Here is a 25,551-nt window from a genome sequence, read left to right on the forward strand (position 1 = left end):
GACCCCGCCGTTCCCGCGGACGGCTCAGGACTTGCAGTACACCTTCGCCCCGCCCCATCCGACGTAGTCACCGGCCGCGACCTCGGCAGTGAGGTTCAGCCCCCAGGCGTCGCTGATCACGGTGCCGGAGCGCACGACGTGCGCGGGATCCTGGTTGCGGTGGACGGTCTGGCCCAGGATCTGGGTCGGGCTGCCCGGCGCGGCCTCCGTGAAGGTGCCGAGGATCGCCGCCTGGTCACCGTCGGCCGTCGAGTCGGTGGTGACGCCCACGTCGCCCTCGAACCTGCTGCACTTCTGCCCGAGCACGTAGCTCACCGACCCGTTCGGCGTGCCCATCTTGATCAGGGGCGAGTAGGTGACCGGGTACAGGAGCGTGCCGAGGTTGCCGCTCGAGACGTACCCGATGTTGGTGCTCGTCCCGTACGTCGGCAGGGTGTTGAGGGCCCGCCAGCGCCACCCGGTCACCGTGAACGTCGTGCTCACGCCGCGCAGGTGGCCGCGGGAGTGGCGCTTGAGCACGCGGTACTCGCCGTCACCCGGCTCGGTCACCGGCACGGTCGCGCGGTAGTTGCCGTAGCGGTTGATCGCGTCGCGCGCGACCCGCGTCCAGCCGGTGCCGACGCGGCGCTGGACGACGGCGTACTCACCGCGCGCGAGCGGTGACACGTGGCCGCGCACCGTGAAGCCCTGCCCGACGTCGACGCTGGTCGCGCTGACCGAGGACGTGACGGCGTAGCTGTCGGCCGCCGTGGCCGCGGGACCCAGCACGAGGGTGCTGGACCCCAGGGCGACGACGGCGCCGATCATGAGAAGACGCATCTGTTACCTCCGAGAATGTGGAGTACCAGAATGCGCACAACGGCCGTCCCGGCGGAAGGACCGCCACGGGATCGACCGTGGAAATTCGCTCAGCGACCGGTGAGCGCGTCCCGAACGGGGACGAACTTCGCCTGCGCCTCGGCCAGCTCCGCCTCGGGGTCGGAGTCGGCCACGATCCCGCAGCCCGCGAAGAGGCGCACCCGCGTGCCGGCGTACTCGGCCGAGCGCAACGCGATGCCGAACTCCCCGTCGCCGTGCGCGTCCATCCAGCCGACCGGCCCGGCGTAGCGCCCGCGGTCCATGCCCTCGATCTCCGCGATCATGTCGACGGCGACCTTGGTCGGCGTGCCGCCGACCGCGGCCGAGGGGTGCAGCGCGGCCGCGAGCTCGAGCACGGTCGAGCTGTCGGTGTCCGGGACGACACCGGCCACGTCGGTGGCCAGGTGCATGACGTTGGGCAGGTGCAGGACGAAGGGCGCCTCGGGGACGTTCATCGACGTGCAGTGCGGGGCGAGTGCGTCGGCGCGACCGAGCGGACGGCGTACTCGTGCTCCTCGAGGTCCTTCGACGACCGGGCCAGCGTCGCGGCGAGTGCGAGGTCGCGGTCGTCGTCGCCGGTGCGCCGGATGGTGCCGGCCAGCACCCGGGACGTGACCAGGCCGCGCTCGCGCCGGACCAGGAGCTCCGGGGTCGCGCCGAACAGGCCGTCGACGTGGAACGTCCAGCACATCTCGTAGGTCTCGCCGAGCCGGCGCAGCGGCCAGCGGACGTCGAGCGGCTCGTCGATGTTGGCCACCAGGTCGCGGGCGAGCACGACCTTCTCCAGCTCGCCGGCGTTGATCCGCTCGACGGCCCGACCGACGATCGCCTCCCACTCCGCGCCGTCCACGTCGCCGTCGGTGAACACCACGTTGCCGGGTGCCGCCGGCTCGGACTGCTCGACGAGGGCAGGTGGTGGGGACAGCTCGTCCTCGCCGGTCAGCGTCATCCAGGTGTGCTCGCCACGACGGCCGACCACGACGCGCGGCACGACCAGGACGCTGTCGCCGGGGTCGTCGGCGAACGCGAAGCTGCCCACGCAGACCAGGCCAGAACCCGGCACCGAGATCTCGTCGCGCACGACGGCCGACGCCGAGATCTCTCGCCACCACTCGACCGCGTCGTCGAAGCGATCCGGGCCGCTCGTCCTGATCGACGCGGCCACGCCCCACCCGACGATGCCCTCGCGGCGCCGGAGCCAGGCGGTCGGCCCGATGTCGTCGGTCCCGGGCTCGGGAAGCAGGTCGAGCAGCGGGCCGGGATCGGTGATCGAGAAGGTGCGGGACACGAGCCTGCCGGCGAACGGCTGGGTCGCTGCGCCCGGTGTGCTCGTCACGAAGCAGGAGCCTACGCCGAGGCCGCGAGCGCCCCGATCAGCGGGTCAGGACCAGTAGATGACGACCTTGTCGCCGACCTTGACCTGGTCGAAGAGCCACTTGATGCCCGCGTAGTCGCGCACGTTGACGCACCCGTGGCTCGCTCCGGAGTAGCCGCGACTGGCGAAGTCCGAGGAGTAGTGCACGGCCTGGCCACCGCTGAAGAACATCGCGAACGGCATCGAGGAGCCGAACAGCTTCGACACGTGGTCGCGCGACTTCCAGCCGACGTGGAAGACGCCCTCACGGGTCGGGGTGTACGCCGCACCGAAGCGGACCGCCATCGTCTTGCGGACCTCTCCGTCGACGACCCAGCGGACCGTGCGGCTGGTCTTGTCGATGCACAGCACGTGTCCGGTCAGGCAGCGACCGTCGAGGCGGGCCGAGGTCCAGCTCCCGTCCGAGACGCGGTTGGCCAGCTCGTCGCGGGTGGGCCGGTGGGTCATGGCCTTGAGCCGCTGCAGCGTCGGACGGTCGACGTAGCCGAGGACCGCCAGCCCGCGCTTGGCCTGGAAGCCGTCGACCGCCTTGGTCGTCCGCGGGCCGAAGTGGTCGGTGACCTTGCCGGCGTACCAGCCGATCTGGCGCAGCCGGGCCTGGAGCGCCCGGACCTTGGGGCCGGTGTCCCCGCGCTGCAGGAGCGGCGGGTCGGCCGTCGGGGTCGGAGAGGGTGGGTCGGTCGCGGGCAGGACCTGCGGTGCGAGGACCGCGGCCGGCTGCGGGGACGGAGATGCGGTCGTGGTGTGCGTTTTTCCGTCGGCCGCAATCGCCGGGCTCGCCGAGCCCGCTCCGCCGGTGAAGGTGACGACGCCGTACCCGAGTCCGCTGACGGCGACCAGCACGGCGAGGAACCTCGCCACACCAGCACCACGCTTCACTTTCGTGCTCACCGGGACATCCTGCCGGTCGAAGGGATCCATCACCCACTAGACGCACCGGAAGCCGGAAAAGTTGTCCCGCATAGGGTGTCGCCGTGACTCGCGCCGACCTGGACAAGAAGCCTGCCGAGGTGCAGGCGATGTTCGACGACGTCGCCCGGCGCTACGACCTCACCAACGACGTGCTCTCCCTGGGACAGGACCGCCGCTGGCGCGGGCAGGTCCTCGACGCCGTGGCGCCGCGCCCGGGTGAGGTGGTGCTCGACCTGGCAGCCGGCACCGGTACGTCGAGCCAGCCGTTCCGTGACCGCGGCGCCACCGTGGTGCCCTGCGACTTCTCGGTCGGCATGCTCCGCGTCGGGAAACGGGCCAGGCCGCACCTGCCGTTCGTGGCGGGCGACGGCACCCGGCTGCCGTTCGCCGACGACACCTTCGACGCCGTGACGATCTCCTTCGGCCTGCGCAACATCGTCGACCCCGACGCCGGCCTGCGCGAGCTGCTGCGGGTGACCAGGCCGGGCGGCCGGCTGGTCGTCTGCGAGTTCAGCTCACCGACCTGGGCGCCGTTCCGCACCGTCTACCTCGAGTACCTGATGAAGGCACTGCCGGCCGTGGCGCGCGCCGTGTCGTCCTCGCCCGACGCCTACGTCTACCTCGCCGAGTCGATCCGCGCCTGGCCCGACCAGGCCGGCCTCGCCGAGCGGCTGCAGGCGGCGGACTGGACCAAGGTGAGGTGGCGGAACCTCTCCGGCGGCATCGTCGCGCTGCACCACGCGACCAAGCGAGATCGGCTGATTTAGGCAACGATCGCGTGCGTTAAATGTGCAGGTCAGCCCCCGTGAACCAGCACGAGGGAGGGGGGTTCGCGCGATGTGATCGGGGCCTCTATGCTGACGAAGTCGCGAGATCGTGAAGCCGTTCACAAGCGCACAACCGCGTCGCGTGGACGCAGCAGGAAGGGAAGGGAATGCAGCTCTACACCCCGGTCCTGGCGCTGTTGATCCTGGCGGGCGGGTTCGCAGTCTTCTCGGTGATCATGAGTGCGCTGGTCGGCCCGAAGCGCTACAACCGGGCGAAGCTGGACTCCTACGAGTGCGGCATCGAGCCGACGCCACAGCCCGTCGGTGGTGGCCGCTTCCCGGTGCGCTACTACATCACCGCGATGCTCTTCATCGTCTTCGACATCGAGATCGTCTTCCTCTACCCGCTTGCGGTGTCCTTCGACGCGATGGGCACCTTCGCGCTGGTGGAGATGGTGCTGTTCATCGTCCCGGTCTTCGTCGCCTACGTGTATGTATGGCGCCGCGGCGGACTCGACTGGGATTGAGAGCCGTGATGCACGCACACTGCCCGCGTTGTCGTCGGTCGACGGCCGCTCCGCTGCGCTCCGCAAGAAGGCCGCCTTCCCTCCTCCGCCTTGGCATTGCACGCGCCTCACGACTCTCAACGAGAGGAGTTCAGTGACGTGGGTATCGAAGAGAAGCTGCCGTCCGGCGTCCTGCTGACCACGGTCGAGGGCGTGGCCGGCTACATGCGCAAGGCGTCGTTCTGGCCCGCGACGTTCGGGCTGGCCTGCTGCGCGATCGAGATGATGACCACCGGCGGCCCGAAGTACGACCTCGCCCGCTTCGGCATGGAGGTGTTCCGCGCGAGCCCGCGCCAGGCCGACCTGATGATCGTCGCCGGCCGGGTCAGCCAGAAGATGGCTCCCGTGCTGCGCCAGATCTACGACCAGATGCCCGACCCCAAGTGGGTGCTCGCGATGGGCGTGTGTGCCAGCTCGGGCGGGATGTTCAACAACTACGCGATCGTGCAGGGCGTGGACCACGTCGTACCGGTCGACATGTACCTGCCCGGCTGCCCGCCGCGGCCCGAGATGCTCATCGACGCGATCCTCAAGCTGCACGACCAGGTCCAGCACACCAAGCTCGGTGCCAACCGCCTCGCCGAGATCGAGACGCTCGAGGAGTCCGCGCTCAAGGCGCTGCCGACCAGCCAGATGAAGGGCCTGCTGCGGTGACCACCGAGTCCCAGAAGCACGGGCAGGACCCGTCGAAGGACGTCGTCGCCGCGGGCCACGACGAGGGCGCCGCGGTCGAGGTCGTCGGGGAGCGCCACGGCATGTTCGGCGTCACCGGCAGCGGCGACACCTCCGGCTACGGCGGCCTGCGCCGACCCGTCGAGCTGCCCGGCGCGAGCAACCCGCCGTTCGGGGGCTGGATGGACGACGTCGCGAGCGCCCTCGCGACCGCGACGAGCGCGCAAGGGATCGAGGCAGCGGTCGAGAAGGTCGTCGTCCATCGCGGCGAGATCACCTTCTTCATCCGTCGGGAGCACCTGGCGGCGGTCGCGAGGATCCTTCGCGACGAGGAGGCCCTGCGCTTCGAGCTGTGCTCCGGGGTGAGCGGCGTGCACTACCCCGAGGACACCGGCCGCGAGCTGCACGCGGTCCACCACCTGCTCTCGATGACCCACAACCGCCGGATCCGGCTCGAGGTCACCGCTCCCGACGCCGACCCGCACATTCCCAGCGTGTGCGCGACGTACCCGACGGCCGACTGGCACGAGCGCGAGACCTACGACTTCTTCGGGATCATCTTCGACGGGCACCCCGCCCTCACCCGGATCGAGATGCCCGACGACTGGCCGGGCCACCCCCAGCGCAAGGACTACCCGCTGGGCGGCATCCCGGTCGAGTACAAGGGCGGGACCATCCCCCCACCGGACCAGCGGAGGTCCTACAACTGATGAGCGATCCCTACGCCGCCACCGAGTCCGAGACGACCCAGGGCAAGGTCTACACCGTCACCGGGCAGGACTGGGACTCCGTGGTCACCGGAGTCGCCGAGGACCACGACGACAAGGTCGTGGTCAACATGGGGCCGCAGCACCCCTCGACCCACGGCGTCCTCCGGCTGATCCTCGAGCTCGAGGGCGAGACGGTGACCGAGGCCCGCTGCGGCATCGGCTACCTGCACACCGGCATCGAGAAGAACATGGAGTACCGCTCCTGGACGCAGGGCGTGACCTTCTGCACCCGGATGGACTACCTGTCGCCCTTCTACAACGAGGCGACCTACGTGCTGGGCGTCGAGCGGCTGCTCGACATCGAGGACCAGATCCCCGAGAAGGCCCAGGTCATGCGGGTCATGCTCATGGAGCTCAACCGGATCTCCTCCCACCTGGTCGCGATCGCCACCGGTGGCATGGAGATCGGCGCGCTGACGGTGATGACGATCGGCTTCCGCGAGCGGGAGCTGGTCCTCGACCTCTTCGAGCTGATCACCGGGCTCCGGATGAACCACGCGTTCATCCGGCCGGGCGGCGTCGCGCAGGACATGCCGGCCGGCGCCCTGGACGAGATCCGCGACTTCGTCGGGCTGATGAAGAAGCGCCTGCCCGAGTACGCCGACCTCTGCAATGCCAACCCGATCTTCAAGGCCCGGCTCGTCGACGTCGGCCACCTCGACCTCGCCGGCTGCCTGGCCCTCGGCCTCACCGGGCCCGTGCTCCGGTCGACCGGCTACCCGTGGGACCTGCGCAAGTCGCAGCCCTACAGCGGCTACGAGGACTACGACTTCGAGGTCTGCACCTGGGACACCCCGGACGCCTACGGCCGGTTCCGGATCCGCCTGGCCGAGATGTGGGAGTCGCTCAAGATCGTCGAGCAGTGCGTCGAGCGCCTCGCCGGCCTCGAGGGCGCTCCGATCATGATCGGCGACAAGAAGATCGCCTGGCCGAGCCAGCTCGCGATCGGCAGCGACGGCATGGGCAACAGCCTCGACCACATCCGGCACATCATGGGCGAGTCGATGGAGGCCCTGATCCACCACTTCAAGCTGGTGACCGAGGGTTTCCGGGTCCCGGCCGGCCAGGCCTACGTGCCGGTCGAGTCGCCGCGGGGCGAGCTCGGTGCGCACGTCGTCAGCGACGGCGGCACGCGCCCCTACCGCGTGCACTTCCGCGACCCGTCGTTCACCAACCTGCAGGCGACCTCGGTGATGAGCGAGGGCGGCATGATCGCCGACGTCATCGTCGCGATCGCCTCCATCGACCCGGTCATGGGCGGTGTGGACAGATGAGCTTGTCGGCTTCAGACTGCGCGAATTGCGACACGTGGTCCCGTCGCGCTGTGGTTCCGGTTCATGGTTGCGAAAGGGCTGTGGTCTAGTTGCCTCTGCCACGAGAGACTGTTGTTGAGCTCGAGGAGATCGCGGCGCGCTACCCGCAGAAGCGCTCCGGCCTGCTGCCGATGCTGCACCTGGTGCAGAGCGTCGAGGGCCAGATCACGCCCGACGGCATCGAGACCTGCGCGGAGATCCTGGGGATCTCCGCCGCCGAGGTCAGCGGGGTCGCGACCTTCTACACGATGTACAAGCGCCGGCCTGTCGGTGACTACCACGTCGGGGTCTGCACCAACACGCTGTGCGCGATCATGGGCGGCGACCTGATCTTCGAGCGGTTGAAGGACCACCTCGACGTCGGCAACGACGAGACCACCGACGACGGCAAGATCACGCTCGAGCACGTCGAGTGCAACGCTGCCTGCGACTACGCCCCGGTGGTGATGGTCAACTGGGAGTTCATGGACAACCAGACCCCGGAGTCGGCCGTCCAGCTCGTCGACGACCTGCGCGAGGGCAACGAGGTCCGCTCCACGCGCGGGCCCCGGATCGTCACCTGGCGCGAGGCCGAGCGCGTGCTCGCAGGCTTCCCCGACGACCTCGCCGACGAGGGCCCTGCGGCCGGACCGGCCTCGCTGGTCGGCCTCGAGATCGCCCGGCAGAACGGCTGGAAGGCGCCGGTCCCGAGCGGCTCGGGCACCCCCGGCGCGGAGGCGGACCAGTGACCGACGTACTGACCCCGGTCCTCACCGACAACTGGGACGCGGATCGCGCCTGGACGCTCGCGTCGTACGAGTCGGCCGGTGGCTACGCCGGGCTCCGCAAGGCGCTGGCGATGAGCCAGGACGACGTCATCGCCGCGGTCAAGGACTCCGGCCTGCGCGGCCGTGGCGGCGCGGGCTTCCCGACCGGCATGAAGTGGTCGTTCATCCCCCAGGACAACCCCAACCCGAAGTACCTCGTGGTCAACGCCGACGAGTCCGAGCCGGGGACCTGCAAGGACATCCCGCTGATGATGGCCAGCCCGCACACGCTGGTCGAGGGCGTGATCATCAGCTCGTACGCGATCCGGGCCAACCGGGCGTTCATCTACGTGCGCGGGGAGGTCCTCCACGTCGTACGCCGGTTGCAGCGCGCCGTGCAGGAGGCCTACCTGGCCGGGCACCTCGGCACCGACATCCACGGCTCCGGCTACGACCTCGAGCTGGTCGTGCACGCCGGAGCCGGTGCGTACATCTGCGGCGAGGAGACCGCGCTGCTCGACTCGCTCGAGGGCAGGCGCGGCCAACCACGGCTGCGGCCGCCGTTCCCGGCGGTCGCCGGCCTCTACGCCAGCCCGACGGTGATCAACAACGTCGAGTCGATCGCGTCGGTGCCGAGCATCATCGCCAACGGCGCCGACTGGTTCTCCTCGATGGGCACCGAGAAGTCCAAGGGCTTCGGGATCTTCTCCCTGTCCGGCCACGTCAACAAGCCCGGCCAGTACGAAGCGCCGCTGGGCATCACGCTCCGCCAGCTGATCGATCTGGCGGGCGGCATGCGCAACGGGCACCAGCTCAAGTTCTGGACACCGGGTGGCTCGAGCACGCCGCTGCTGAACTCCGAGCACCTCGACGTGCCGCTGGACTTCGAGGCGGTCGGCGAGGCGGGCTCCATGCTCGGCACCCGGGCGCTGCAGATCTTCGACGAGACCACCTGCGTGGTCCGCGCGGTGCTGCGCTGGACGGAGTTCTACAAGCACGAGTCGTGCGGGAAGTGCACCCCGTGCCGCGAAGGCACCTGGTGGCTGACCCAGACGCTCGCCCGGCTCGAGAAGGGCCAGGGGTCCGAGGCGGATCTCGACCTGCTGATCGACCAGTGCGACAACATCCTGGGGCGCGCGTTCTGTGCGCTGGGTGACGGCGCGACCAGCCCGATCACGTCCTCCATCAAGTACTTCCGGGCCGACTACCTCGCCCACCTCGAGCACGGCGGCTGCCCGTTCGACCCGATGGCCAGCACCGCGTTTGCGACCGTAGGAGCAAACCAGTGAAGCACAGCGCCGCCGAAGGAGCATCCGCATGACCCTCACGGCCGGAGGCGGCGTCGGAAGCGCCGTCGAGAAGTCCGACCTGGTCACGCTGACCATCGACGGCATCGAGGTCAGCGTCCCCAAGGACACCCTGGTGATCCGGGCCGCCGAGCAGGTCGGCGTGCAGATCCCCCGGTTCTGCGACCACCCGCTGCTCGACCCGGTCGGTGCCTGTCGGCAGTGCCTGGTCGACATCCCCGACGCCGGCAACGGGCGCGGCTTCCCCAAGCCGCAGGCATCGTGCACCTTGCCGGTCGCCGAGGGCATGGTGGTCAACACCCAGACCACCAGCGCCGTCGCCGACAAGGCCCAGCAGGGGATCATGGAGTTCCTGCTGATCAACCACCCGCTGGACTGCCCGGTCTGCGACAAGGGCGCCGAGTGCCCGCTGCAGAACCAGGCGATCAGCAACGGTCGCGGTGAGTCGCGCTTCGTCGAGATGAAGCGGGTCTACCCCAAGCCGATCAACATCTCCGCCCAGGTGCTCCTCGATCGTGAGCGCTGCGTGCTGTGCGCCCGCTGCACCCGGTTCTCCGAGCAGATCGCCGGCGACCCGTTCATCGAGCTCCTCGAGCGCGGTGCGCTGCAGCAGGTGGGCATCTACGAGCGCGAGCCGTTCGAGTCCTACTTCTCGGGCAACACGATCCAGATCTGCCCGGTCGGCGCACTGACCTCCGCGGCGTACCGGTTCCGGGCGCGGCCGTTCGACCTGGTCTCGACGCCGTCCGTGGCCGAGCACGACGCCTGCGGCTCGGCGATCCGGATCGACCACCGGCGCGGCAAGGTCGTGCGCCGGCTCTCCGGCAACGACCCCGAGGTCAACGAGGAGTGGATCACCGACAAGGACCGCTTCGGGTTCCTCTGGGCGCGTCAGGCCGACCGCATCGACCGGCCGATGGTCCGTGACGTCGACGCTGACGGCAGCCGGGGCGAGCTGCGGATCGCGTCGTGGCCCGAGGCGTTCGCGGTCGCCGCGCGCGGCCTGAAGGCGGCCAAGCGCAACGTCGGCCTGCTGCCGGGTGGACGGCTCACTGCCGAGGACGCCTACGCGTGGAGCAAGTTCGCCCGCGTCACCTGCCGCACCAACAACATCGACTTCCGGGCCCGTCCGCTCGGTGCCGATCACGGGGACGAGGAGGCGGCATTCCTCGCCTCGACGGTAGCGCTCACCGGACCGGGCAACGGCGGCGTCACGTACGCCGAGCTCGAGTCGGCCCGCACCGTGGTGCTCGCCGGCCTGGAGCCCGAGGACGAGGCCGGCGCGATCTTCCTGCGGCTGCGCAAGGCCAACCGCCAGCGCGGCACCCGGGTCTTCTCGATCGGCGCGTACACCTCCCGCGGCCTGCGCAAGATGGGCGGCACGCTGCTGCCAACCGTGCCCGGCCAGGAGGCGACGGCGCTCACGGCGCTCGCGGAGAACGGCGACGTGGCGCTCGACGGCGGCGGGATCCTCCTCGTCGGCGAGCGGCTCGCCACCGTGCCGGGCGCGCTGACCGCGGCGGTCGAGCTCGCCCGGACGACCGGTGCCCGGCTCGCCTGGGTGCCCCGGCGCGCGGGTGATCGCGGCGCGGTCGAGACCGGCTGCCTGCCCAACCTCTTCGCGGGCGGACGTCCGGTCTCCGACGCCTCGGCGCGCGTCGACCTCGGCGCTGCCTGGGGCGTGGAGAAGCTGCCCGAGGACGAAGGACTCAGCACCCAGGGCATCCTGGAGGCGCTCGTGGAGGGCGACCTCGAGGCGCTGGTCGTCGGCGGCGTCGACCCGGCCGACATCCAACAGCTTCACGGGGAAGGGGCCGCGAAGCTCCGCAAGCGGCTCCGCAAGGCCTTCGTGATCGCGCTCGAGGTGCGGTCCTCGGAGCTCACCGAGCTCGCCGATGTGGTCTTCCCGGTCGCCCCGACCACCGACAAGTCCGGCTCCTTCGTGAACTGGGAGGGCCGGGTCCGAGCGTTCGGCCAGGTGCTCGAGAGCCCGACGTCGCTGCCCGACGTGCGCGTGCTGGCCGGCATCGCCGAGGAGAGGGGCCGCCCGATCGGGATCCGCAGCCCCGAGCAGGCGGCCGCGGAGATGCAGCAGCTGGGGCCGTGGGAGGGCCCACGAGTCCAAGGCGTCGCGACCCCTTCGCAGGCTCAGGGTTCGCAGTCCGGCGAGGCGAGCCCGGACGCCGACCGCTCGCAGGCTCGCGGCCCGGCTTCCGGGCTCGTCCTCTCCTCCTGGAAGCAGCTGATCGACGACGGCCGGATGCAGGACGGCGACGACCACTACCGCGCGACCGCACGGCGGCCGGTGGTCCTGGTCAACGAGGCCACCTTCGCGACGCTCGGCGTCGCGGAGGGTGACCTGGTCGCGCTCACCGGTCCGCTCGGCAGCATCCACCTGCCGGTGCGCGTGGGCGACGTGGTCCAGGGCGCCGTCTGGGCCCCGGCGAGCGCGCCCGGCGCGTCCGTGCGCCACCTGGTCGGGCCGGCCGGCAGCACCGTGACGGTGACGCCGCTCAGCGGTGCCGCGAACGGCGCAGTGGAAGGAGGCACCAAGTGACCGACCTGTTCGTGTCCCTGGACACCAACCCCGGCCTCGGCGACTTCGGTCACGACCCGTTGTGGCTGGTCATCGTCAAGGCGGTGCTGATCTTCCTGATCCTGGTGCTGCTGACCCTGTTCAACATCTGGGCGGAGCGCCGCGTCGTCGCCCGGATGCAGCACCGCATCGGCCCGAACGTGCACGGCCCGTTCGGACTGCTCCAGTCGCTGGCCGACGGCGTGAAGCTGGCACTGAAGGAGGACATCGTCCCGAAGGCGGCCGACAAGTTCGTCTTCCTGCTGGCGCCGGTGCTCGCCACCATCCCGGCGTTCCTGACCTTCTCGGTGATCCCGTTCGGCCCCACTGTCGAGCTGCCGTGGAGCGAGCGGCACACGCCGCTGCAGCTGACCGACATGCCGGTGGCCGTGGTGTTCGTGCTGGCGATCGCCTCGATCGGCATCTACGGCATCGTGCTCGGCGGCTGGTCGTCGGGATCGACGTACTCGCTGCTCGGCGGGCTGCGCTCCAGCGCCCAGATGATCTCCTACGAGGTCTCGATGGGGCTCGCGTTCGTCGCGGTCTTCCTGTACGCCGGCTCGATGTCCACCTCGCAGATCGTCCACGCCCAGGACAAGCTCTGGTACGGCCTGATCCTCGCGCCGTCGTTCGTGATCTACGTGATCTCGATGATCGGTGAGACCAACCGGGCGCCGTTCGACCTGCCCGAGGCAGAGGGCGAGCTCGTCGGCGGGTTCCACACCGAGTACTCCTCGCTCAAGTTCGCGCTGTTCTTCCTCGCCGAGTACATCAACATGGCGACGGTCTCGGCGCTGGCCACCACGCTGTTCCTCGGTGGCTGGCACGCACCCTGGCCGCTCAACGTGATCTGGGACGGCGCGAACAGCGGCTACTGGCCCTTCCTGTGGTTCATGGGCAAGGTCATGTTCTTCATCTTCATCTTCATCTGGTTGCGCGGCACCCTGCCCCGGCTGCGCTACGACCAGTTCATGCACTTCGGGTGGAAGCGGCTGATCCCGTTCTCGCTGCTCTGGACGATGGCCGTCGCCGCGATCCGCACGATCGACCTCAACGGCGGCTTCGACCGGCAGTGGCTCTACGTCGCCATCGCGGTGTGCCTGGCGTTGATCGTGGTGCTGTTCTTCGTCGAGGAGAAGCAGCAGTCCGACGCGGACGCCGTCGAGGAGAAGGCGGTCTTCGACGCCTTCGCCGGCGGCTACCCGGTGCCGCCCATGCCCGGGGCTCGAGAGGGAGAGCGCTGATGTCGGCATTCAAGGACCGGTTGACCGCGCTGCGCGAGCAGACCTGGGACCCGGTGGCGGGCTTCGGGGTGACCTTCCGGACGATGTTCCGCAAGGTGGTCACGGAGCAGTACCCGTTCGAGAAGCAGCCGACCGCGCCGCGCTTCCACGGCCGCCACCAGCTCAACCGCTGGCCCGACGGGCTGGAGAAGTGCATCGGCTGCGAGCTGTGCGCCTGGGCCTGCCCGGCCGACGCGATCTACGTCGAGGGCGACTCCAACACCGACGACGAGCGGTTCAGCCCCGGCGAGCGCTACGGCCGCGTGTACCAGATCAACTACCTGCGCTGCATCCTGTGCGGCCTGTGCATCGAGGCCTGCCCGACCCGGGCGCTCACCATGACCAACGAGTACGAGCTCGCGGACAACACCCGCGAGAAGCTGATCTACGAGAAGTCCGACCTGCTCGCGCCGCTGCTGCCCGGCATGGAGCAGCCTCCGCACCCGATGCGCCTGGGCGACGACGAGGGCGACTACTACCGCGGCAACCTGCGCGCCCGTGCCGAGGACCAGGCGGAGGTCGACTGATGGTCGCGTTCTGGATCCTCGCGCCGATCTCGGTGGTCGCGGCGCTGGGGCTGCTGTTCGCCCGCAAGGCGGTGCACGCGGCGCTCGGCCTCGCGGTCGTGATGATCTCGCTGGCGATCCTGTACGCCGTGCAGGACGCGCCGTTCCTGTTCGCCGTGCAGATCATCGTCTACACCGGCGCGATCCTGATGCTGTTCCTCTTCGTGCTGATGCTCGTCGGCGTCGACGCGTCCGACTCGATCGTCGAGACCATCCGGGGACACCGGATCGCCTCGATCCTGATCGGCCTCGGCTTCGGCGCCACGCTGGTGCTCGGTGTGGCGCAGGTGTCGTTCGGCAGCGTGGTGGGGCTCGACAGCGCCAACGACGGCGGCAACGTGCCGGCGGTCGCGAAGATCCTGTTCACCCGCTACGTCTTCGCCTTCGAGGTGACCTCGGCGCTGCTGATCACCGCGGCGCTCGGTGCGATGGTCCTCGCCCACCGCGAGAGGCTGACCCCGAAGCCGACCCAGGCGATGCTGGCCGCGCAGCGGATGCGCGACTACGCCGCGACCGGCAAGCACCCCGGTCCGCTGCCGTCGCCCGGCGTCTTCGCCCGGCACAACGCGGTGGACACACCGGCGCTGCTCCCGGACGGCACGGCCGCCCCGGGCTCCATCTCCCGGGTGCTCGCCGCCCGCGGCACGGTGAAGTCCGCGCCGGAGATCTCCGAGGACATCAAGGCGCTGACCGGCGAGGACTCCTCCCGCACGGGTGCCGCGCACACGGAGGGCCAGGGCTGATGTCAGTCACACCGTTCATCGTGCTCAGCGCGATCCTGTTCACGATCGGCTGCGTGGGGGTGCTCACCCGCCGCAACGCGATCGTGGTGTTCATGAGCGTCGAGCTGATGCTCAATGCCAGCAACCTCGCGCTGGTGACCTTCTCGCGTGGCAACGGCAACCTCGAGGGCCAGGTCGCCGCGTTCTTCGTGATGGTCGTGGCTGCCGCCGAGGTGGTCGTCGGTCTGGCGATCATCATGACCATCTTCCGCACGCGTCGCTCGGCCTCGGTCGACGACGCCAGCCTGCTGAAGTACTGAGGGGAACGCAATGACCTACACCTGCTGTTGTCTTCAGACTCGCGAGTCGTCGGCCTCGCACAGAGCCAGATTGACCATCTTCCGCACGCGTCGCTCGGCCTCGGTCGACGACGCCAGCCTGCTGAAGTACTGAGGGGAACGCAATGACCTACACCTGCTGTTGTCTTCAGACTCGCGAGTCGTCGGCCTCGCACAGAGCCAGATTGACCATCTTCCGCACGCGTCGCTCGGCCTCGGTCGACGACGCCAGCCTGCTGAAGTACTGAGGGGACGACGACGACAGCCATGGCACCCGCAACTCTCCTGCACGCCGCTGCACCGGTGGTCGACGCGGCCTCGGCCAACGGGGTCTTCTCGCTCCTCTGGCTGGTGATCGCACTGCCGGCCCTCGGCGCGGCCGTGCTGCTCCTCGGCGGGAGCCGCACCGACCGGTGGGGCCACTGGCTCGGCGTCGGCACCGTCGCCGGCTCGTTCCTGCTCAGCCTGGTGATGTTCTTCGGGCTGGTCGGTCGCGACAGCGGCGACCGGCAGGTCAGCCAGCACCTGTGGACCTGGTTCACCGCCGGCAAGTACACCGTGAGCTTCGACCTGCTCTACGACCAGCTCTCCGCGGTCTTCCTGCTGCTGATCACCGGCGTCGGCGGGATCATCCACCTGTACTCGGTGGGCTACATGGAGCACGACGACCGGCGGCGGCGGTTCTTCGGCTATCTCAACCTCTTCGTGGCCTCGATGCTCGGCCTCGTGCTCGCGGGCGACTTCGTCGGCGTCTTCCTCGGCTGGGAGGGCGTGGGCCTGGCGTCGTACCTGCTGATCGGGTTCTGGCAGCACAAGCCGACCGCCGCGGCCGCTGCGAAGAAGGCCTTCGTGATCAACCGGGTCGGCGACATCGGGCTGTCCCTGGGCAGCGCGCTGATCTTCGTGACCTTCGGGTCCACGTCGTTCGCCGTCGTCTCGGCCAACTCCGATCGCGCGGGCGACGGCGTGCTGACGGCCATCGGGCTGCTGCTGCTCCTGGCCGCCTGCGGCAAGTCCGCACAGTTCCCGCTGCAGACCTGGCTGCTCGACGCGATGGAGGGTCCGACCCCCGTGTCGGCGCTGATCCACGCGGCAACCATGGTGACCGCGGGCGTCTACCTGATCGTCCGGTCGAACTTCATCTTCAGCCTCACCGAGGACGCGCGCACCGGCGTGGTGATCATCGGCTGCATCACGCTGCTGCTCGGCGCGATCATCGGGTGCGCCAAGGACGACATCAAGAAGGCGCTGGCCGGGTCGACGATGAGCCAGATCGGCTACATGGTGCTCGCCGCGGGGCTCGGTCCGGTCGGCTACGCCCTGGCGATCTTCCACCTGCTCACCCACGGGGCGTTCAAGGCCAACATGTTCCTCGGCGCCGGCTCGGTGATGCACGGGACGAACGACGACGTGAACATGCGGCACTACGGCGCCCTGCAGAAGGCGATGCCGGTGACCTTCGCGACCTTCGCGCTCGGCTACCTCGCGATCATCGGGGTGCCGCCGTTCGCGGGGTTCTGGTCGAAGGACAAGATCATCGAGTCGGCGTTCGCCGACAACTTCCTCGTCGGGCTGTGTGCGCTCGTGGGCGCCGGCATCACGGCGTTCTACATGACCCGGCTGATGCTGCTGACCTTCTTCACCGAGAAGCGCTGGGAGCCCGACGTGCACCCGCACGAGTCGCCGCGCGTGATGACCATCCCGCTGATCGCACTGGCGGCGCTGTCGGCCGTCGGTGGCGCGCTCCTGCTCAACAGCTGGATCATCGACTGGCTGACCCCGGTGGTCGGTGACCGGCCGGAGGAGTCCCTCCCCGTCAACGGGATCGTGATGAGCCTGATCACCCTCGCCGTCGTCCTGGCCGGCGTCGCGATCGCGTGGGTGTTCGTCGGCCAGCGGCCGGTTCCGCGAGAGGCGCCGACACAGGTGTCGGTCTTCACCCGTGCCGCGCGCGCCGAGCTCTACGGCGATGCGTTCAACGAAGAGGTGATCGTCAAGCCCGGCTGGACCGGCATCCGGGGGCTCGCGATCTTCGACGGCTCCTTCGTCGACGGCATCGCCGAGGGGACCGCGGCCGCGTTCGGCGGCGTCTCCAACCGGTTCCGGCTGGCCCAGAACGGCTTCGTCCGCTCCTACGCGCTCGCCCTGCTCACCGGTGCCGCGCTCGTCCTCCTGGCCCTGCTGGCGGTGAACTTCTCATGACGGACTTTCCCTGGCTGAGCCTCCTGATCGGCGTCCCGATCCTCGGCGCGATCGTCGTACAGGCCCTGCCGCGGCGGGCGAACGCCGCCGCACCCAAGCAGATCGCGCTGGGCGTCTCGGTGCTCACGCTGGTGCTGTCCCTGGTGATGGCCACGGCCTACAAGACCGACGGCGGGATGCAGTTCACCGAGCAGCACGAGTGGATCAAGTCGTTCGGCGCGCACTACGCGCTCGGCGTCGACGGCATCGGCCTCACGCTGGTGCTGCTGACCGTGATCCTGACGCCGGTCGTGCTGCTGGCGTCGTGGAACGACGGCGACGTTGGTCGCTGGTCGCCGAACGCGTTCTTCGCCTGGATCCTGGCGATGGAGGGCCTCGCGGTCGGCGTGTTCGCAGCGACCGACGTGTTCCTGTTCTACGTCTTCTTCGAGGCGACGCTGATCCCGGTGTACTTCCTCGTCGGCGGGTACGGCGGCCCGGGTCGCGCGCGCGCCGCGGTGAAGTTCCTGCTGTACTCGCTCGCCGGCGGCCTGATCATGCTGGCGTCGGTGGTCGGCCTCTACGTGGAGTCCGCCAAGACCTCCGGCGGCGCGACGTACCTGGTCTCGGAGCTGGCGAAGATCGACTTCGGCACCGACGTCGGGCGCTGGCTGTTCGTCGGGTTCTTCGTCGCCTTCGCGGTCAAGGCGCCGATGTTCCCGGTGCACACCTGGCTGCCCGACACGACCGAGAACGCCACTCCCGGCACCTCGGTGCTGCTGGTCAGCGTGCTCGACAAGATCGGCACCTTCGGGATGATCCGGTTCTGCCTCGAGCTGTTCCCGGAGGCGTCGCGGTGGGCCACTCCGGTCGTCGTGACGCTGGCGGTGATCAGCATCGTCTACGGCGCCCTGATGGCGATCGGGTCGGACAACATCCCGCGCCTGATCGGCTACACGAGCATCTCCCACTTCGGCTTCATCGTGCTGGGCATCTTCGTCATGAACAGTCAGGGGCTGTCGGGCGCGAACCTCTACATGTTCAACCACGGGCTCTCGACCGCGGCGCTGTTCCTGGTCACGGGCTTCCTGATCTCGCGGCGCGGCTCTGCGCTGATCAGCGACTTCGGCGGCGTCGAGAGGGTCGCTCCCGTGCTCGCCGGCTTCTTCCTGGTCGCCGGTCTCTCGTCGCTGTCGCTGCCGGGCCTTTCGCCGTTCGTCTCGGAGTTCCTGGTGATCGTCGGTGCGTTCTCGCACAGCGAGGTGGCAGCCGCCTTCGCGGTGAGCGGCATCGTGCTGGCCGCGATCTACATCCTGCTGATGTACCAGCGCACGATGACCGGCCCGACGCGCGCGGAGGTCGTCGGCATGCGCGACCTCGGCCTGCGCGAGCGCGTCGCGCTGGCGCCCGTGCTGCTGCTGATCCTCGTGCTCGGGTTCTTCCCGAAGCCGCTGCTCTCGGTGATCAACCCGTCGGTCGACCACACGATGAGCCAGGTGGACAGGCACGACCCGGCGCCGACGGTCGCCGACAAGACTCCGGAAGGGGCCCACGAGTGAAGTTCACCGCTCCGCACATCGAGTACGGCCTGATCTCGCCGATCCTGGTCGTGCTGGGCGTCGCCGTGGTCGGCGTACTCGTCGAGGCCTTCGTGCCGCGTGGCCGTCGCTACCTGGTCCAGGCCTGGCTCGCGGCGATCGGGATCGTGATCGCGCTCGCGCGCACCGTCATCGTGCTGGCCAAGATCCACCCCGGCGCGGACCACCCCAAGCCGGGCTTCATCGCCGCGGAGGGCGCGCTCGCGATCGACGGCCCGACGCTGTTCTCGTGGGTGCTGATCCTGGTGCTCGCCCTGCTCGGCGTGCTGCTGTTCGCCGAGCGCCAGCTCGAGGGCGGCGTGACCGCGTTCGCCGGCCAGGCGGCGGCCCTGCCGGGCACCGAGGCCGAGCGCGAGGCGTCGGCGAAGGGCCTGGAGCACACCGAGGTCTTCCCCCTGCTGCTGTTCGCCGTCTCCGGCATGCTGATGTTCCCCGCCGCCAACGACCTGCTGACGCTGTTCGTCGCGCTCGAGGTGCTCTCGCTCCCGCTGTACCTGCTCTGCGGCCTCGCCCGGCGGCGCCGGCTGCTCAGCCAGGAGGCCGCGCTCAAGTACTTCATGCTCGGCGCGTTCAGCTCGGGGTTCTTCGTCTACGGCATCGCGCTCACCTACGGGTACGCCGGGTCGATGCAGTTCGACAAGATCGCCCAGGCGGTCTCCGACTCGAGTGGGGACCGCATCCTGCTGCTCGGTGGGATGGGCCTGCTGGCGGTCGGCCTGCTCTTCAAGGTCGGCGCCGCGCCGTTCCACGCGTGGACGCCGGACGTCTACCAGGGTGCTCCGACGGCGGTCACCGGGTTCATGGCCGCGGCGACGAAGGTCGCCGCGTTCGGCGCGCTGCTGCGCCTCTTCTACGTCGCCTTCGGGGGCGCCCGCTGGGACTGGCAGCCGTTGATGTGGGGCGTCGCCATCCTCACGATGGTGGTCGGCTCGGTGTTCGCGCTGACCCAGACCGACGTGAAGCGGTTGCTTGCCTACTCCTCGGTGGCGCACGCCGGCTTCATCCTCACCGGTTTCCTCGGCGCCCGGTCACTGACCGAGATCCATGCCGGCGACATCAACCCCGTGCAGGCGGTGCTGTTCTACGTCACCACCTACGGCCTGATGACCATGGCCGCGTTCGCGATCGTCACCGTCGTGCGCGACTCCGGCGGTGAGGCCACCCACCTGGCACGCTGGGCGGGGCTCGGCAAGGAGTCGCCGCTCGTCGCCGGCATCTTCGCCTTCCTGCTGCTGGGCATGGCCGGTATCCCGCTGACCAGCGGCTTCACCGGCAAGTGGGCGGTCTTCGCATCGGCCCTGTCCGCCGGTGCCTGGCCCGTCGTGATCGTCGCGGTGCTGATGTCGGCCGTCGCTGCCTACTTCTACGTCCGCGTCATCGTGGTGATGTTCTTCGCCGACCCGGTCGGTGACGGACCGACGGTGGCGGTTCCGAGCGTGCTGACCGGTGCGGTCATCGCGGTCGGCGCGGCGGCGACGCTGGTGCTGGGCGTCGTACCGGGCCCGTTGCTCGACCTGCTCGGGCGTATTGCAGAATTCATCAGGTGAGCTCGCCCCTCGCCCTGCCGATCCTCGACGCCGAGCTCGAGGCACGGCTGAGCGCCCGGATGGACGAGGTCGAGAAGGCGCTGCACGAGCACGTCGAGAGCGAGGCGCCGTTCGTCACCGAGGCGGCGCGTCACCTCATGGAGGCCGGCGGCAAGCGCTTCCGGCCGCTGCTGTGCTTCCTGGCCGCCGAGACCGGTGACGCCAGCAACGACGACGTCCTGACCGCCGCCTGCGTGGTCGAGCTGACCCACCTCGCGTCGCTGTACCACGACGACGTGATGGACGAGGCCGCGCTGCGACGCGGTGCGGAGTCGGCGAACGCCCGCTGGGACAACCACGTCGCGATCCTCACCGGTGACTTCCTGTTCTCGAAGTCCTCCGAGCTGACCGCGTCCCTGGGGCCCGAGGCGGTGCGGATCCAGGCGCGCACGTTCACCCGGCTCGTCGAGGGGCAGATCCTCGAGACGCTCGGGCCGGGTCCGGACGACGACGCCCTCGCCCACTACCTGCGGGTGGTGGCAGGCAAGACCGGGTCGCTGATCGCGACCTCGGCACGGTACGGCGCGATGTTCGCCGGGGCGCCGGCGGAGGTGGTCGACGCGCTCACGTCGTACGGCGAGAAGGTGGGCGTCGCCTTCCAGCTCTCCGACGACATCCTCGACATCGCCTCGGAGAGCGACGAGTCCGGCAAGACACCGGGCACGGACCTGCGCGAGGGCGTCCCGACCCTGCCGGTGCTGATCGCCCGAAAGTCCCAGGATCCCGCGGACGCGCGGCTCCTCGAGCTCCTCGACGGTGACCTGACCGACGACGCACGGCACGCCGAGGCTCTTGGCCTCCTGCGCGCCCACCCGGCCATGGCGGCGGCCCGCGACTACGTCGCCACCGAGGCCAGCGACGCCAAGCACCTGCTCTCCGCCCTGCCCGAGGGCCCCGTGCGGACCGCCCTGGAGACCTTCGCCGACGTCGTGGCGGATCGGTCGAGCTGATGGCTGACTTCCCCCGGCTGCTGCACACGGTGCTCGACACCACCGACGTGCGCGGCCTCGCGGAGTTCTACCGCAAGCTGCTCGGCCTGCAGTACCGGCCCGGTGACGAGCCGCCCGCCGACGGACCTGACACCGCCGACTGGCTCGTGCTGGACGATCACGGTGGTGCCAGCCGGCTGGCGTTCCAGCAGGTCGAACGGCTCGAGAGGACGACCTGGCCGCAGCACGACGTACCGATGCAGCTGCACCTGGACCTCACCGTCCCGACCGTCGAGGACCTGGAGCGGCAGCGTCAGCGAGCGGAGTCGCTGGGCGCCGAGGTGCTGCTCGACCGGACGGACGATCCCGAGGAGCCGCTGTACGTCTTCGCCGACCCCGCCGGGCACCCCTTCTGCATCTTCGTCGCCTGACGGAGTCGGACGCTCAGGCTCCTTCTGCGAGCGTCGCGAGCCGGTCGACCGAAGCCTGGAGCTTCTCCGACGTGGTCGCTCGCGCCCGGGGCAGGCGCTTCTCGTCGGTCAACTCGGACCAGTCGTAGGTGTGGGTGACCCGCGTGTGCGACGCGTCGACAGGGTCCAGCTCCCATCGCCAGAGGTGGCCCGCCGGCTCCTCACCGGGCCCGGCGGGAAGCCAGGCGATCCGGCGGCCCTCCTCGAACTCCACGACGTGGTTCTCGCGGACCTTCCCCGTCGTCGTCGTCATCACGAACGCTTGACCGGCTGAGTGGATCCGCTGCCCGGGTGCCGCCTCGGCGAGGTTGTCGTTGCCGTCCCAGCCCGGCTGCAATGCAGGGTCCGCGATCAGCTCGAAGATGTCGCCGGCGGCTGCGTCGATCACGCGGCTGGCGCTGACGACGCGCGGGATGTCGTCCTCACTTGTCATGCCGCTATCGAAGCACCCTCGCGGCATTCGAGGTCACGCGGGCTGCCACAGCTCGATCCGGTTGCCCTCCGGGTCGGTGACCCAGCCGAACCGACCGACACCCTCCAACTCCAGGGTCTCCTCGTCCACATCGGCTCTCTTGGCGCGGAGCTGGGCCAGCATCGCGTCGAGGTCGCCCACCCGGAAGTTGATCATCGTCTGCTGGGCGCGTGACCCGAGGTAGTCACTCTCCGGCTCGAACGTCGCGAACACCGTCGGTCCGGCTGCCTGCTGCCACAGGCCGTGCTCGTCGGTGTCCAGGCCGAGACAGTCGCGGTACCACGAGCTCAGTGCCCCTGGGTCGGACGCACGCAGGAAGTAGCCGCCGATCCCAAGCACTCGCTCCACGCCGCCAGAGTGCCAGTACGCCGGCCCGCGGGCCAGTCTGGGCTCGGACGGGCTTCGCATCGGGTGCGGACGCAGCCTGAGGGTGGTCCAGTAGCAAGGCTGCGAGCGGACGCTCATCGAGCCGCATCGACGATGTCCAGCACCAGCGCGGTGAGTTGCTCCAACGCCTGGGAGACGAGGCCCTCGTGATCGGCATCGATCCGAGTGTGGGTCACCTGCGGCCCCAGCTGTTCCCAGTCGGCACGGTCCCTGTCGGCGATCGCGATGCCGAGGGCCTCGCAGTTCGGCGCGATCACGTCCGTTCCGGCGATGTCCGCACTGACATGGTCCTCGCCTTCCGCCAGCCGGCAGTCGGGTTGCTGCAGCGCGGTCACGACGGCGATGGGGATGTCCGGCAGGGGGTGTACCTTCGCGACGATGTCCTTCTCGATCGACTTCGCCTCCTCGTCCTCGTCGTAGGTGGCCCGGCACTCCGCTGCAGGATGGCCTTGTGCGATGCAGGCAGGGACGAAGTCGGCCGGGAAGTTCGAGTCGAGGATCACCATCCCTGCAGTCCGGGCAGGATGCTCGAGCGCTTCCGCAAGCGCGACGGAGCCACCGAACGACCATCCCACGAACACATAGGGACCCTGCACCCCGTGGTCCCGGTGCAAGGTGTCGAGCAGCGTGTAGGCATCACTCACGAGCTGGGCTCGCGTCTGGCCATGGGCGACGGGCGTGCTGCCCGGCCCGCCGGCGCGGCTGTAGAGGCAGGTGGTCGTGTGGGCACCCAGCGCGTCGACGTAGCTCGATGGCCAGTCCGACATGTCTCCCGATCCGCCCACTTCGAGAAGAACTGTCGGCGAGCCGGTACCCACGCAATGTGCCTGCACCTGGCGACGAGGAGTCACGTCCACGGCTCCGTCGAAGACGACAGCGGGACCTACCGGGGTCTCGGTCGCGGATGGCGACGGGGTGGGAGGCGGCGGGGCGGATTCCGGATCGTCGGCGCCGCACGACGACAGAGCCAAGGCGCACGCGACCGCGGCCGGCGCCATCCAGCCGAGAGCTCGCCTTCTGTGTCCGGATGTTCTCCGGACAAGCCACTCGGCCACCACGCCGATGGCAGGCAGGGTGCCGGTCTGCGCACGGTTGCGCCGACGGAGGTAGAGGATCGGTGCCATGACGGGCCCCCTTCTCCGGCGCGACGTATTGACAGGAGGACGGCGACCGGGTGGATGTGGTGGAAGCACCGAGCATGGCAGCCGTACGCCGCGACCACATCCGTGCGAGCACGGCTCTGCAGACCATCGGCCCATGCGTCAGCGACCATGCTCGGCCGAACGCTGTCGTGGCAGGTCGGTGACGAGGTCGACGACGACTGCATGGAGGAGAAGGCCCAGGAGACAGTGTCTCGGATCCAGCGCAGCCGAGAATCCTCAGTTGAGCCCTTCGGTTTCGCCACCCGGGCATGCTGGTGACCCCGCCGGGTGCCCGGCGGGGTGTGGGTCAGCTGGTTCGTCGTGGTGGTGGGTCGACCGGGGCCGGGGTGAGGTCCTCGGTGCCGGTGGTGTCGCGCAGGTAGGTGTACCCGTAGGGAGAGCGCCACAGGTAGGCACCGAGCTCGAGCATGGTGTAGGTCCAGTTGCCGTGGGTCTTCATCCGGTGGTGGCGTCGACACAACGGCGCGAGGTTCTCGGTGCTGGTCTGGCCCGGTGGTCCGTCGGGGTCGTAGGCGATGATGTGGTCCTTGTCGCAGGACCGGGCCGGTCGTTGGCACCACGGGAACACACAGGTGCGGTCGCGCAGCTCGACCTGTTCGGCGATCCGGTCAGGGACCCGGTAGGCATCGGTTTCGAGGTGCTGGTTGAGGTCGATGACGGGTTTGACGACGATCCGGGACGTCTCGGGGCGCCCACACCACTCGGCGACCTGCCCGGCGGTGAGGACCTGTCCGCCGGCGTTGTCCAGCAGCACCGGGGTATTGGGGTCACCGGTGGCCAGGGCGTCGGCGGAGAGGTGCACGAACAGCACCACCTCCCGGCCACCGCGACGCCGGGGCCGGATCACCCGCCCGGCCTCGGACCGGGCTACCTCGGAGCCCAGAGTGCCTGTCCCGGTGGTTGAGCCTGTCGCAACCCCAGCGGCCTGGAGAGGCAGCGTGTGTTCCCCGCGGGCGATCATCCCGACCGCGGCCGCTCTCCGGGCGTCCAGTGGTTCGGTGGAGCCGAGGTCGGCGAGCTGTTGGGCACCAGCGGTGACGGCGTCGGCGAGGTCCAGGGCGTCGGCGAGGTCCAGCTCCCCGTGGACCCGGGAGGTGCCGGCGAAGGAGACCTGGTCGTGCTCGATGCTGAAGTACCGCTGATCGGCAGCCCGGGCGCGTTCTTCGGCGGCGAACTCGGGCATGAACCGGGCGATGGCCTGGTCGAGGAGCCGTTGGGTCTGGACCGGTCCGGTCTTGTGCGCGAACGGTGCCAGCTGGGCATCGACGAACTGGGCGGCCTCGAAACTCAGGTGCAGGGTGGCTTCGGCGATCCGCTTGGCCCGCCAGGCCACCAGGGTGCCTTCCTGGACCCGGAACCAGGTCTTCGGCAACCGGTGGGCCAGCTCGAGGGCACAGGCGATCAGGTCGCGTCCGGACCGGTCGGTCAGGCCCAGGGCGGTGGCGAACTCCCCGACCGCGAACTCCGAGACCCACGGGCACCCTTCCCCGCCGATCGGGATCCCGGTGTCGCGACCCTCGGCGACCACCCAGGTCGCCGCCACATCCAGGTCGTCGACAACATGGAGGTGGGCCCACTCCAACGCGGCGGCCAGCACCCCGGCCTCAGCAGTGTTGGCCTGGGTGCGGAACGCTCGGGCAGCACCCAGCACAGCGGCTGCGTCCAGAGTGGTGGTGCCCGAGTCCATGTGATGAATCTAGGGGTGACCACCGACAGAACCGGCCCGGTTTCGCCTTACCGGGATGGGGAATCGGAGAACTTTCTCGAAGAATCTTGGTGGGGTCTCTGCCGCATCTCACCGGGTCTCGACTGGCCGCTCGCAGGCTCGCTGCTCGACCACCAGGGGTTGGGTCCCTGCCCAAGGTTACCGGGTCTCGACTGGCCGCTCGCAGGCTCGCTGCTCGACCACCTGGTTGCGACCGCACCCGACCGCCAGGCCCAGCTCCGCGGCGTACTGCGTCGTCGTTGCCAAGAACCCGACCACCCACAGACCGA

The 25,551-nt window shown here is 69.6% G+C and carries 25 protein-coding genes; 17 read left to right on the plus strand and 8 right to left on the minus strand.

Features of this window, described 5'->3' with window-relative positions; all coding sequences use genetic code 11:
• Nucleotides 1-24 precede the first annotated feature (24 nt).
• The 4 genes from ACVW00_RS01320 to ACVW00_RS01335 all read right to left on the minus strand — a co-directional run bounded on the left by ACVW00_RS01320 (nt 25) and on the right by ACVW00_RS01335 (nt 3,124).
• On the minus strand, nt 25-819 hold the full coding sequence (locus ACVW00_RS01320) for a hypothetical protein (RefSeq protein WP_457109101.1): 795 nt from the start codon (nt 817-819) through the stop codon (nt 25-27).
• An 89-nt stretch (nt 820-908) separates the two neighbouring features.
• Nucleotides 909-1,313 carry a chorismate-binding protein gene (locus ACVW00_RS01325; protein WP_457109102.1) on the minus strand — a complete coding sequence of 135 codons (405 nt, stop codon included), beginning with the start codon at nt 1,311-1,313 and terminating at the stop codon, nt 909-911.
• The gene (locus ACVW00_RS01330) at nt 1,310-2,194 is read right to left on the minus strand and encodes a chorismate-binding protein (protein ID WP_457109103.1); all 885 of its coding nucleotides are present in this window, start codon (nt 2,192-2,194) and stop codon (nt 1,310-1,312) included. Before ACVW00_RS01330 ends, ACVW00_RS01325 begins: the two co-directional genes overlap by 4 nt.
• 45 nt (nt 2,195-2,239) lie before the next feature.
• The gene (locus ACVW00_RS01335) at nt 2,240-3,124 is read right to left on the minus strand and encodes a L,D-transpeptidase family protein (RefSeq protein WP_457109104.1); all 885 of its coding nucleotides are present in this window, start codon (nt 3,122-3,124) and stop codon (nt 2,240-2,242) included.
• Nucleotides 3,125-3,207: 83 nt separating this feature from the next.
• Here ACVW00_RS01335 and ACVW00_RS01340 point away from each other — a divergent pair, with 83 nt between their 5' ends.
• The 17 genes from ACVW00_RS01340 to ACVW00_RS01420 all read left to right on the plus strand — a co-directional run bounded on the left by ACVW00_RS01340 (nt 3,208) and on the right by ACVW00_RS01420 (nt 21,495).
• On the plus strand, nt 3,208-3,912 hold the full coding sequence (locus ACVW00_RS01340; RefSeq protein WP_457109105.1) for a demethylmenaquinone methyltransferase: 705 nt from the start codon (nt 3,208-3,210) through the stop codon (nt 3,910-3,912).
• A 167-nt stretch (nt 3,913-4,079) separates the two neighbouring features.
• Nucleotides 4,080-4,439 carry an NADH-quinone oxidoreductase subunit A gene (locus tag ACVW00_RS01345; protein ID WP_457109106.1) on the plus strand — a complete coding sequence of 120 codons (360 nt, stop codon included), beginning with the start codon at nt 4,080-4,082 and terminating at the stop codon, nt 4,437-4,439.
• Between the two features lie 138 nt (nt 4,440-4,577).
• The gene (locus ACVW00_RS01350) at nt 4,578-5,132 is read left to right on the plus strand and encodes a NuoB/complex I 20 kDa subunit family protein (RefSeq protein ID WP_457109107.1); all 555 of its coding nucleotides are present in this window, start codon (nt 4,578-4,580) and stop codon (nt 5,130-5,132) included.
• Nucleotides 5,129-5,860 carry an NADH-quinone oxidoreductase subunit C gene (locus ACVW00_RS01355; RefSeq protein WP_457109108.1) on the plus strand — a complete coding sequence of 244 codons (732 nt, stop codon included), beginning with the start codon at nt 5,129-5,131 and terminating at the stop codon, nt 5,858-5,860. Before ACVW00_RS01350 ends, ACVW00_RS01355 begins: the two co-directional genes overlap by 4 nt.
• Nucleotides 5,860-7,194 (plus strand): NADH-quinone oxidoreductase subunit D, encoded by a 1,335-nt coding sequence (locus tag ACVW00_RS01360; protein ID WP_457109109.1) that lies wholly within the window; start codon nt 5,860-5,862, stop codon nt 7,192-7,194. Before ACVW00_RS01355 ends, ACVW00_RS01360 begins: the two co-directional genes overlap by 1 nt.
• Nucleotides 7,195-7,283: 89 nt before the next feature.
• Complete coding sequence (gene nuoE / locus ACVW00_RS01365) at nt 7,284-7,961, plus strand: NADH-quinone oxidoreductase subunit NuoE (protein WP_457109110.1); 678 nt, start codon at nt 7,284-7,286, stop codon at nt 7,959-7,961.
• Nucleotides 7,958-9,268 (plus strand): NADH-quinone oxidoreductase subunit NuoF, encoded by a 1,311-nt coding sequence (gene nuoF, locus ACVW00_RS01370; protein ID WP_457109111.1) that lies wholly within the window; start codon nt 7,958-7,960, stop codon nt 9,266-9,268. The genes nuoE and nuoF overlap by 4 nt, the downstream gene beginning before the upstream one ends.
• A gap of 28 nt (nt 9,269-9,296) precedes the next feature.
• A complete protein-coding gene (locus ACVW00_RS01375) occupies nt 9,297-11,843 on the plus strand; it encodes an NADH-quinone oxidoreductase subunit G (protein WP_457109112.1) in 2,547 nt (848 codons plus the stop codon).
• Nucleotides 11,840-13,105: an NADH-quinone oxidoreductase subunit NuoH gene (gene nuoH / locus ACVW00_RS01380; RefSeq protein WP_457109113.1), complete on the plus strand. Its 1,266-nt coding sequence runs from the start codon at nt 11,840-11,842 to the stop codon at nt 13,103-13,105. The genes ACVW00_RS01375 and nuoH overlap by 4 nt, the downstream gene beginning before the upstream one ends.
• Nucleotides 13,105-13,671 (plus strand): NADH-quinone oxidoreductase subunit NuoI, encoded by a 567-nt coding sequence (gene nuoI / locus ACVW00_RS01385; RefSeq protein WP_457109114.1) that lies wholly within the window; start codon nt 13,105-13,107, stop codon nt 13,669-13,671. The genes nuoH and nuoI overlap by 1 nt, the downstream gene beginning before the upstream one ends.
• Nucleotides 13,671-14,453: an NADH-quinone oxidoreductase subunit J gene (locus ACVW00_RS01390; protein ID WP_457109115.1), complete on the plus strand. Its 783-nt coding sequence runs from the start codon at nt 13,671-13,673 to the stop codon at nt 14,451-14,453. Before nuoI ends, ACVW00_RS01390 begins: the two co-directional genes overlap by 1 nt.
• The gene (gene nuoK / locus ACVW00_RS01395; protein WP_457109116.1) at nt 14,453-14,752 is read left to right on the plus strand and encodes an NADH-quinone oxidoreductase subunit NuoK; all 300 of its coding nucleotides are present in this window, start codon (nt 14,453-14,455) and stop codon (nt 14,750-14,752) included. Before ACVW00_RS01390 ends, nuoK begins: the two co-directional genes overlap by 1 nt.
• A gap of 285 nt (nt 14,753-15,037) precedes the next feature.
• Entirely contained in the window at nt 15,038-16,972 is a 1,935-nt protein-coding gene (gene nuoL, locus ACVW00_RS01400) for an NADH-quinone oxidoreductase subunit L (protein WP_457109117.1), read from the plus strand.
• A complete protein-coding gene (locus tag ACVW00_RS01405) occupies nt 16,969-18,510 on the plus strand; it encodes an NADH-quinone oxidoreductase subunit M (protein WP_457109118.1) in 1,542 nt (513 codons plus the stop codon). Before nuoL ends, ACVW00_RS01405 begins: the two co-directional genes overlap by 4 nt.
• Nucleotides 18,507-20,096: an NADH-quinone oxidoreductase subunit NuoN gene (gene nuoN, locus ACVW00_RS01410; protein WP_457109119.1), complete on the plus strand. Its 1,590-nt coding sequence runs from the start codon at nt 18,507-18,509 to the stop codon at nt 20,094-20,096. The genes ACVW00_RS01405 and nuoN overlap by 4 nt, the downstream gene beginning before the upstream one ends.
• Before the next feature lie 59 nt (nt 20,097-20,155).
• The gene (locus ACVW00_RS01415) at nt 20,156-21,085 is read left to right on the plus strand and encodes a polyprenyl synthetase family protein (RefSeq protein ID WP_457113062.1); all 930 of its coding nucleotides are present in this window, start codon (nt 20,156-20,158) and stop codon (nt 21,083-21,085) included.
• Nucleotides 21,085-21,495, plus strand: a complete 411-nt coding sequence (locus ACVW00_RS01420; RefSeq protein ID WP_457109120.1) for a VOC family protein — start codon at nt 21,085-21,087, stop codon at nt 21,493-21,495. Before ACVW00_RS01415 ends, ACVW00_RS01420 begins: the two co-directional genes overlap by 1 nt.
• Nucleotides 21,496-21,508: 13 nt before the next feature.
• Here the strand turns inward: ACVW00_RS01420 and ACVW00_RS01425 are convergent, their stop codons facing one another.
• The 4 genes from ACVW00_RS01425 to ACVW00_RS01440 all read right to left on the minus strand — a co-directional run bounded on the left by ACVW00_RS01425 (nt 21,509) and on the right by ACVW00_RS01440 (nt 25,243).
• On the minus strand, nt 21,509-21,967 hold the full coding sequence (locus ACVW00_RS01425; RefSeq protein WP_457109121.1) for an SRPBCC family protein: 459 nt from the start codon (nt 21,965-21,967) through the stop codon (nt 21,509-21,511).
• A gap of 33 nt (nt 21,968-22,000) precedes the next feature.
• Nucleotides 22,001-22,354: a VOC family protein gene (locus ACVW00_RS01430; protein WP_457109122.1), complete on the minus strand. Its 354-nt coding sequence runs from the start codon at nt 22,352-22,354 to the stop codon at nt 22,001-22,003.
• Nucleotides 22,355-22,467: 113 nt separating this feature from the next.
• Nucleotides 22,468-23,517, minus strand: coding sequence for an alpha/beta fold hydrolase (locus ACVW00_RS01435; protein WP_457109123.1), 1,050 nt, complete (start codon nt 23,515-23,517; stop codon nt 22,468-22,470).
• Nucleotides 23,518-23,842: 325 nt separating this feature from the next.
• Nucleotides 23,843-25,243 (minus strand): HNH endonuclease signature motif containing protein, encoded by a 1,401-nt coding sequence (locus ACVW00_RS01440; protein ID WP_457109124.1) that lies wholly within the window; start codon nt 25,241-25,243, stop codon nt 23,843-23,845.
• Nucleotides 25,244-25,551 lie beyond the last annotated feature (308 nt).

Source organism: Marmoricola sp. URHA0025 HA25 (genome assembly GCF_054059435.1).

Excerpts from the sequence above, each read along its gene's own strand:
- ACVW00_RS01320 (WP_457109101.1), bottom strand. The coding sequence starts at position 819 with ATGCGTCTTCTCATGATCGGCGCCGTCGTCGCCCTGGGGTCCAGCACC.
- ACVW00_RS01325 (WP_457109102.1), bottom strand. The coding sequence starts at position 1,313 with ATGAACGTCCCCGAGGCGCCCTTCGTCCTGCACCTGCCCAACGTCATG.
- ACVW00_RS01345 (WP_457109106.1), top strand. The coding sequence starts at position 4,080 with ATGCAGCTCTACACCCCGGTCCTGGCGCTGTTGATCCTGGCGGGCGGG.
- ACVW00_RS01360 (WP_457109109.1), top strand. The coding sequence starts at position 5,860 with ATGAGCGATCCCTACGCCGCCACCGAGTCCGAGACGACCCAGGGCAAG.
- ACVW00_RS01375 (WP_457109112.1), top strand. The coding sequence starts at position 9,297 with ATGACCCTCACGGCCGGAGGCGGCGTCGGAAGCGCCGTCGAGAAGTCC.
- nuoI (WP_457109114.1), top strand. The coding sequence starts at position 13,105 with ATGTCGGCATTCAAGGACCGGTTGACCGCGCTGCGCGAGCAGACCTGG.
- ACVW00_RS01390 (WP_457109115.1), top strand. The coding sequence starts at position 13,671 with ATGGTCGCGTTCTGGATCCTCGCGCCGATCTCGGTGGTCGCGGCGCTG.
- nuoK (WP_457109116.1), top strand. The coding sequence starts at position 14,453 with ATGTCAGTCACACCGTTCATCGTGCTCAGCGCGATCCTGTTCACGATC.
- nuoL (WP_457109117.1), top strand. The coding sequence starts at position 15,038 with ATGGCACCCGCAACTCTCCTGCACGCCGCTGCACCGGTGGTCGACGCG.
- ACVW00_RS01405 (WP_457109118.1), top strand. The coding sequence starts at position 16,969 with ATGACGGACTTTCCCTGGCTGAGCCTCCTGATCGGCGTCCCGATCCTC.
- ACVW00_RS01415 (WP_457113062.1), top strand. The coding sequence starts at position 20,156 with ATGGACGAGGTCGAGAAGGCGCTGCACGAGCACGTCGAGAGCGAGGCG.
- ACVW00_RS01420 (WP_457109120.1), top strand. The coding sequence starts at position 21,085 with ATGGCTGACTTCCCCCGGCTGCTGCACACGGTGCTCGACACCACCGAC.
- ACVW00_RS01425 (WP_457109121.1), bottom strand. The coding sequence starts at position 21,967 with ATGACAAGTGAGGACGACATCCCGCGCGTCGTCAGCGCCAGCCGCGTG.
- ACVW00_RS01435 (WP_457109123.1), bottom strand. The coding sequence starts at position 23,517 with ATGGCACCGATCCTCTACCTCCGTCGGCGCAACCGTGCGCAGACCGGC.
- ACVW00_RS01440 (WP_457109124.1), bottom strand. The coding sequence starts at position 25,243 with ATGGACTCGGGCACCACCACTCTGGACGCAGCCGCTGTGCTGGGTGCT.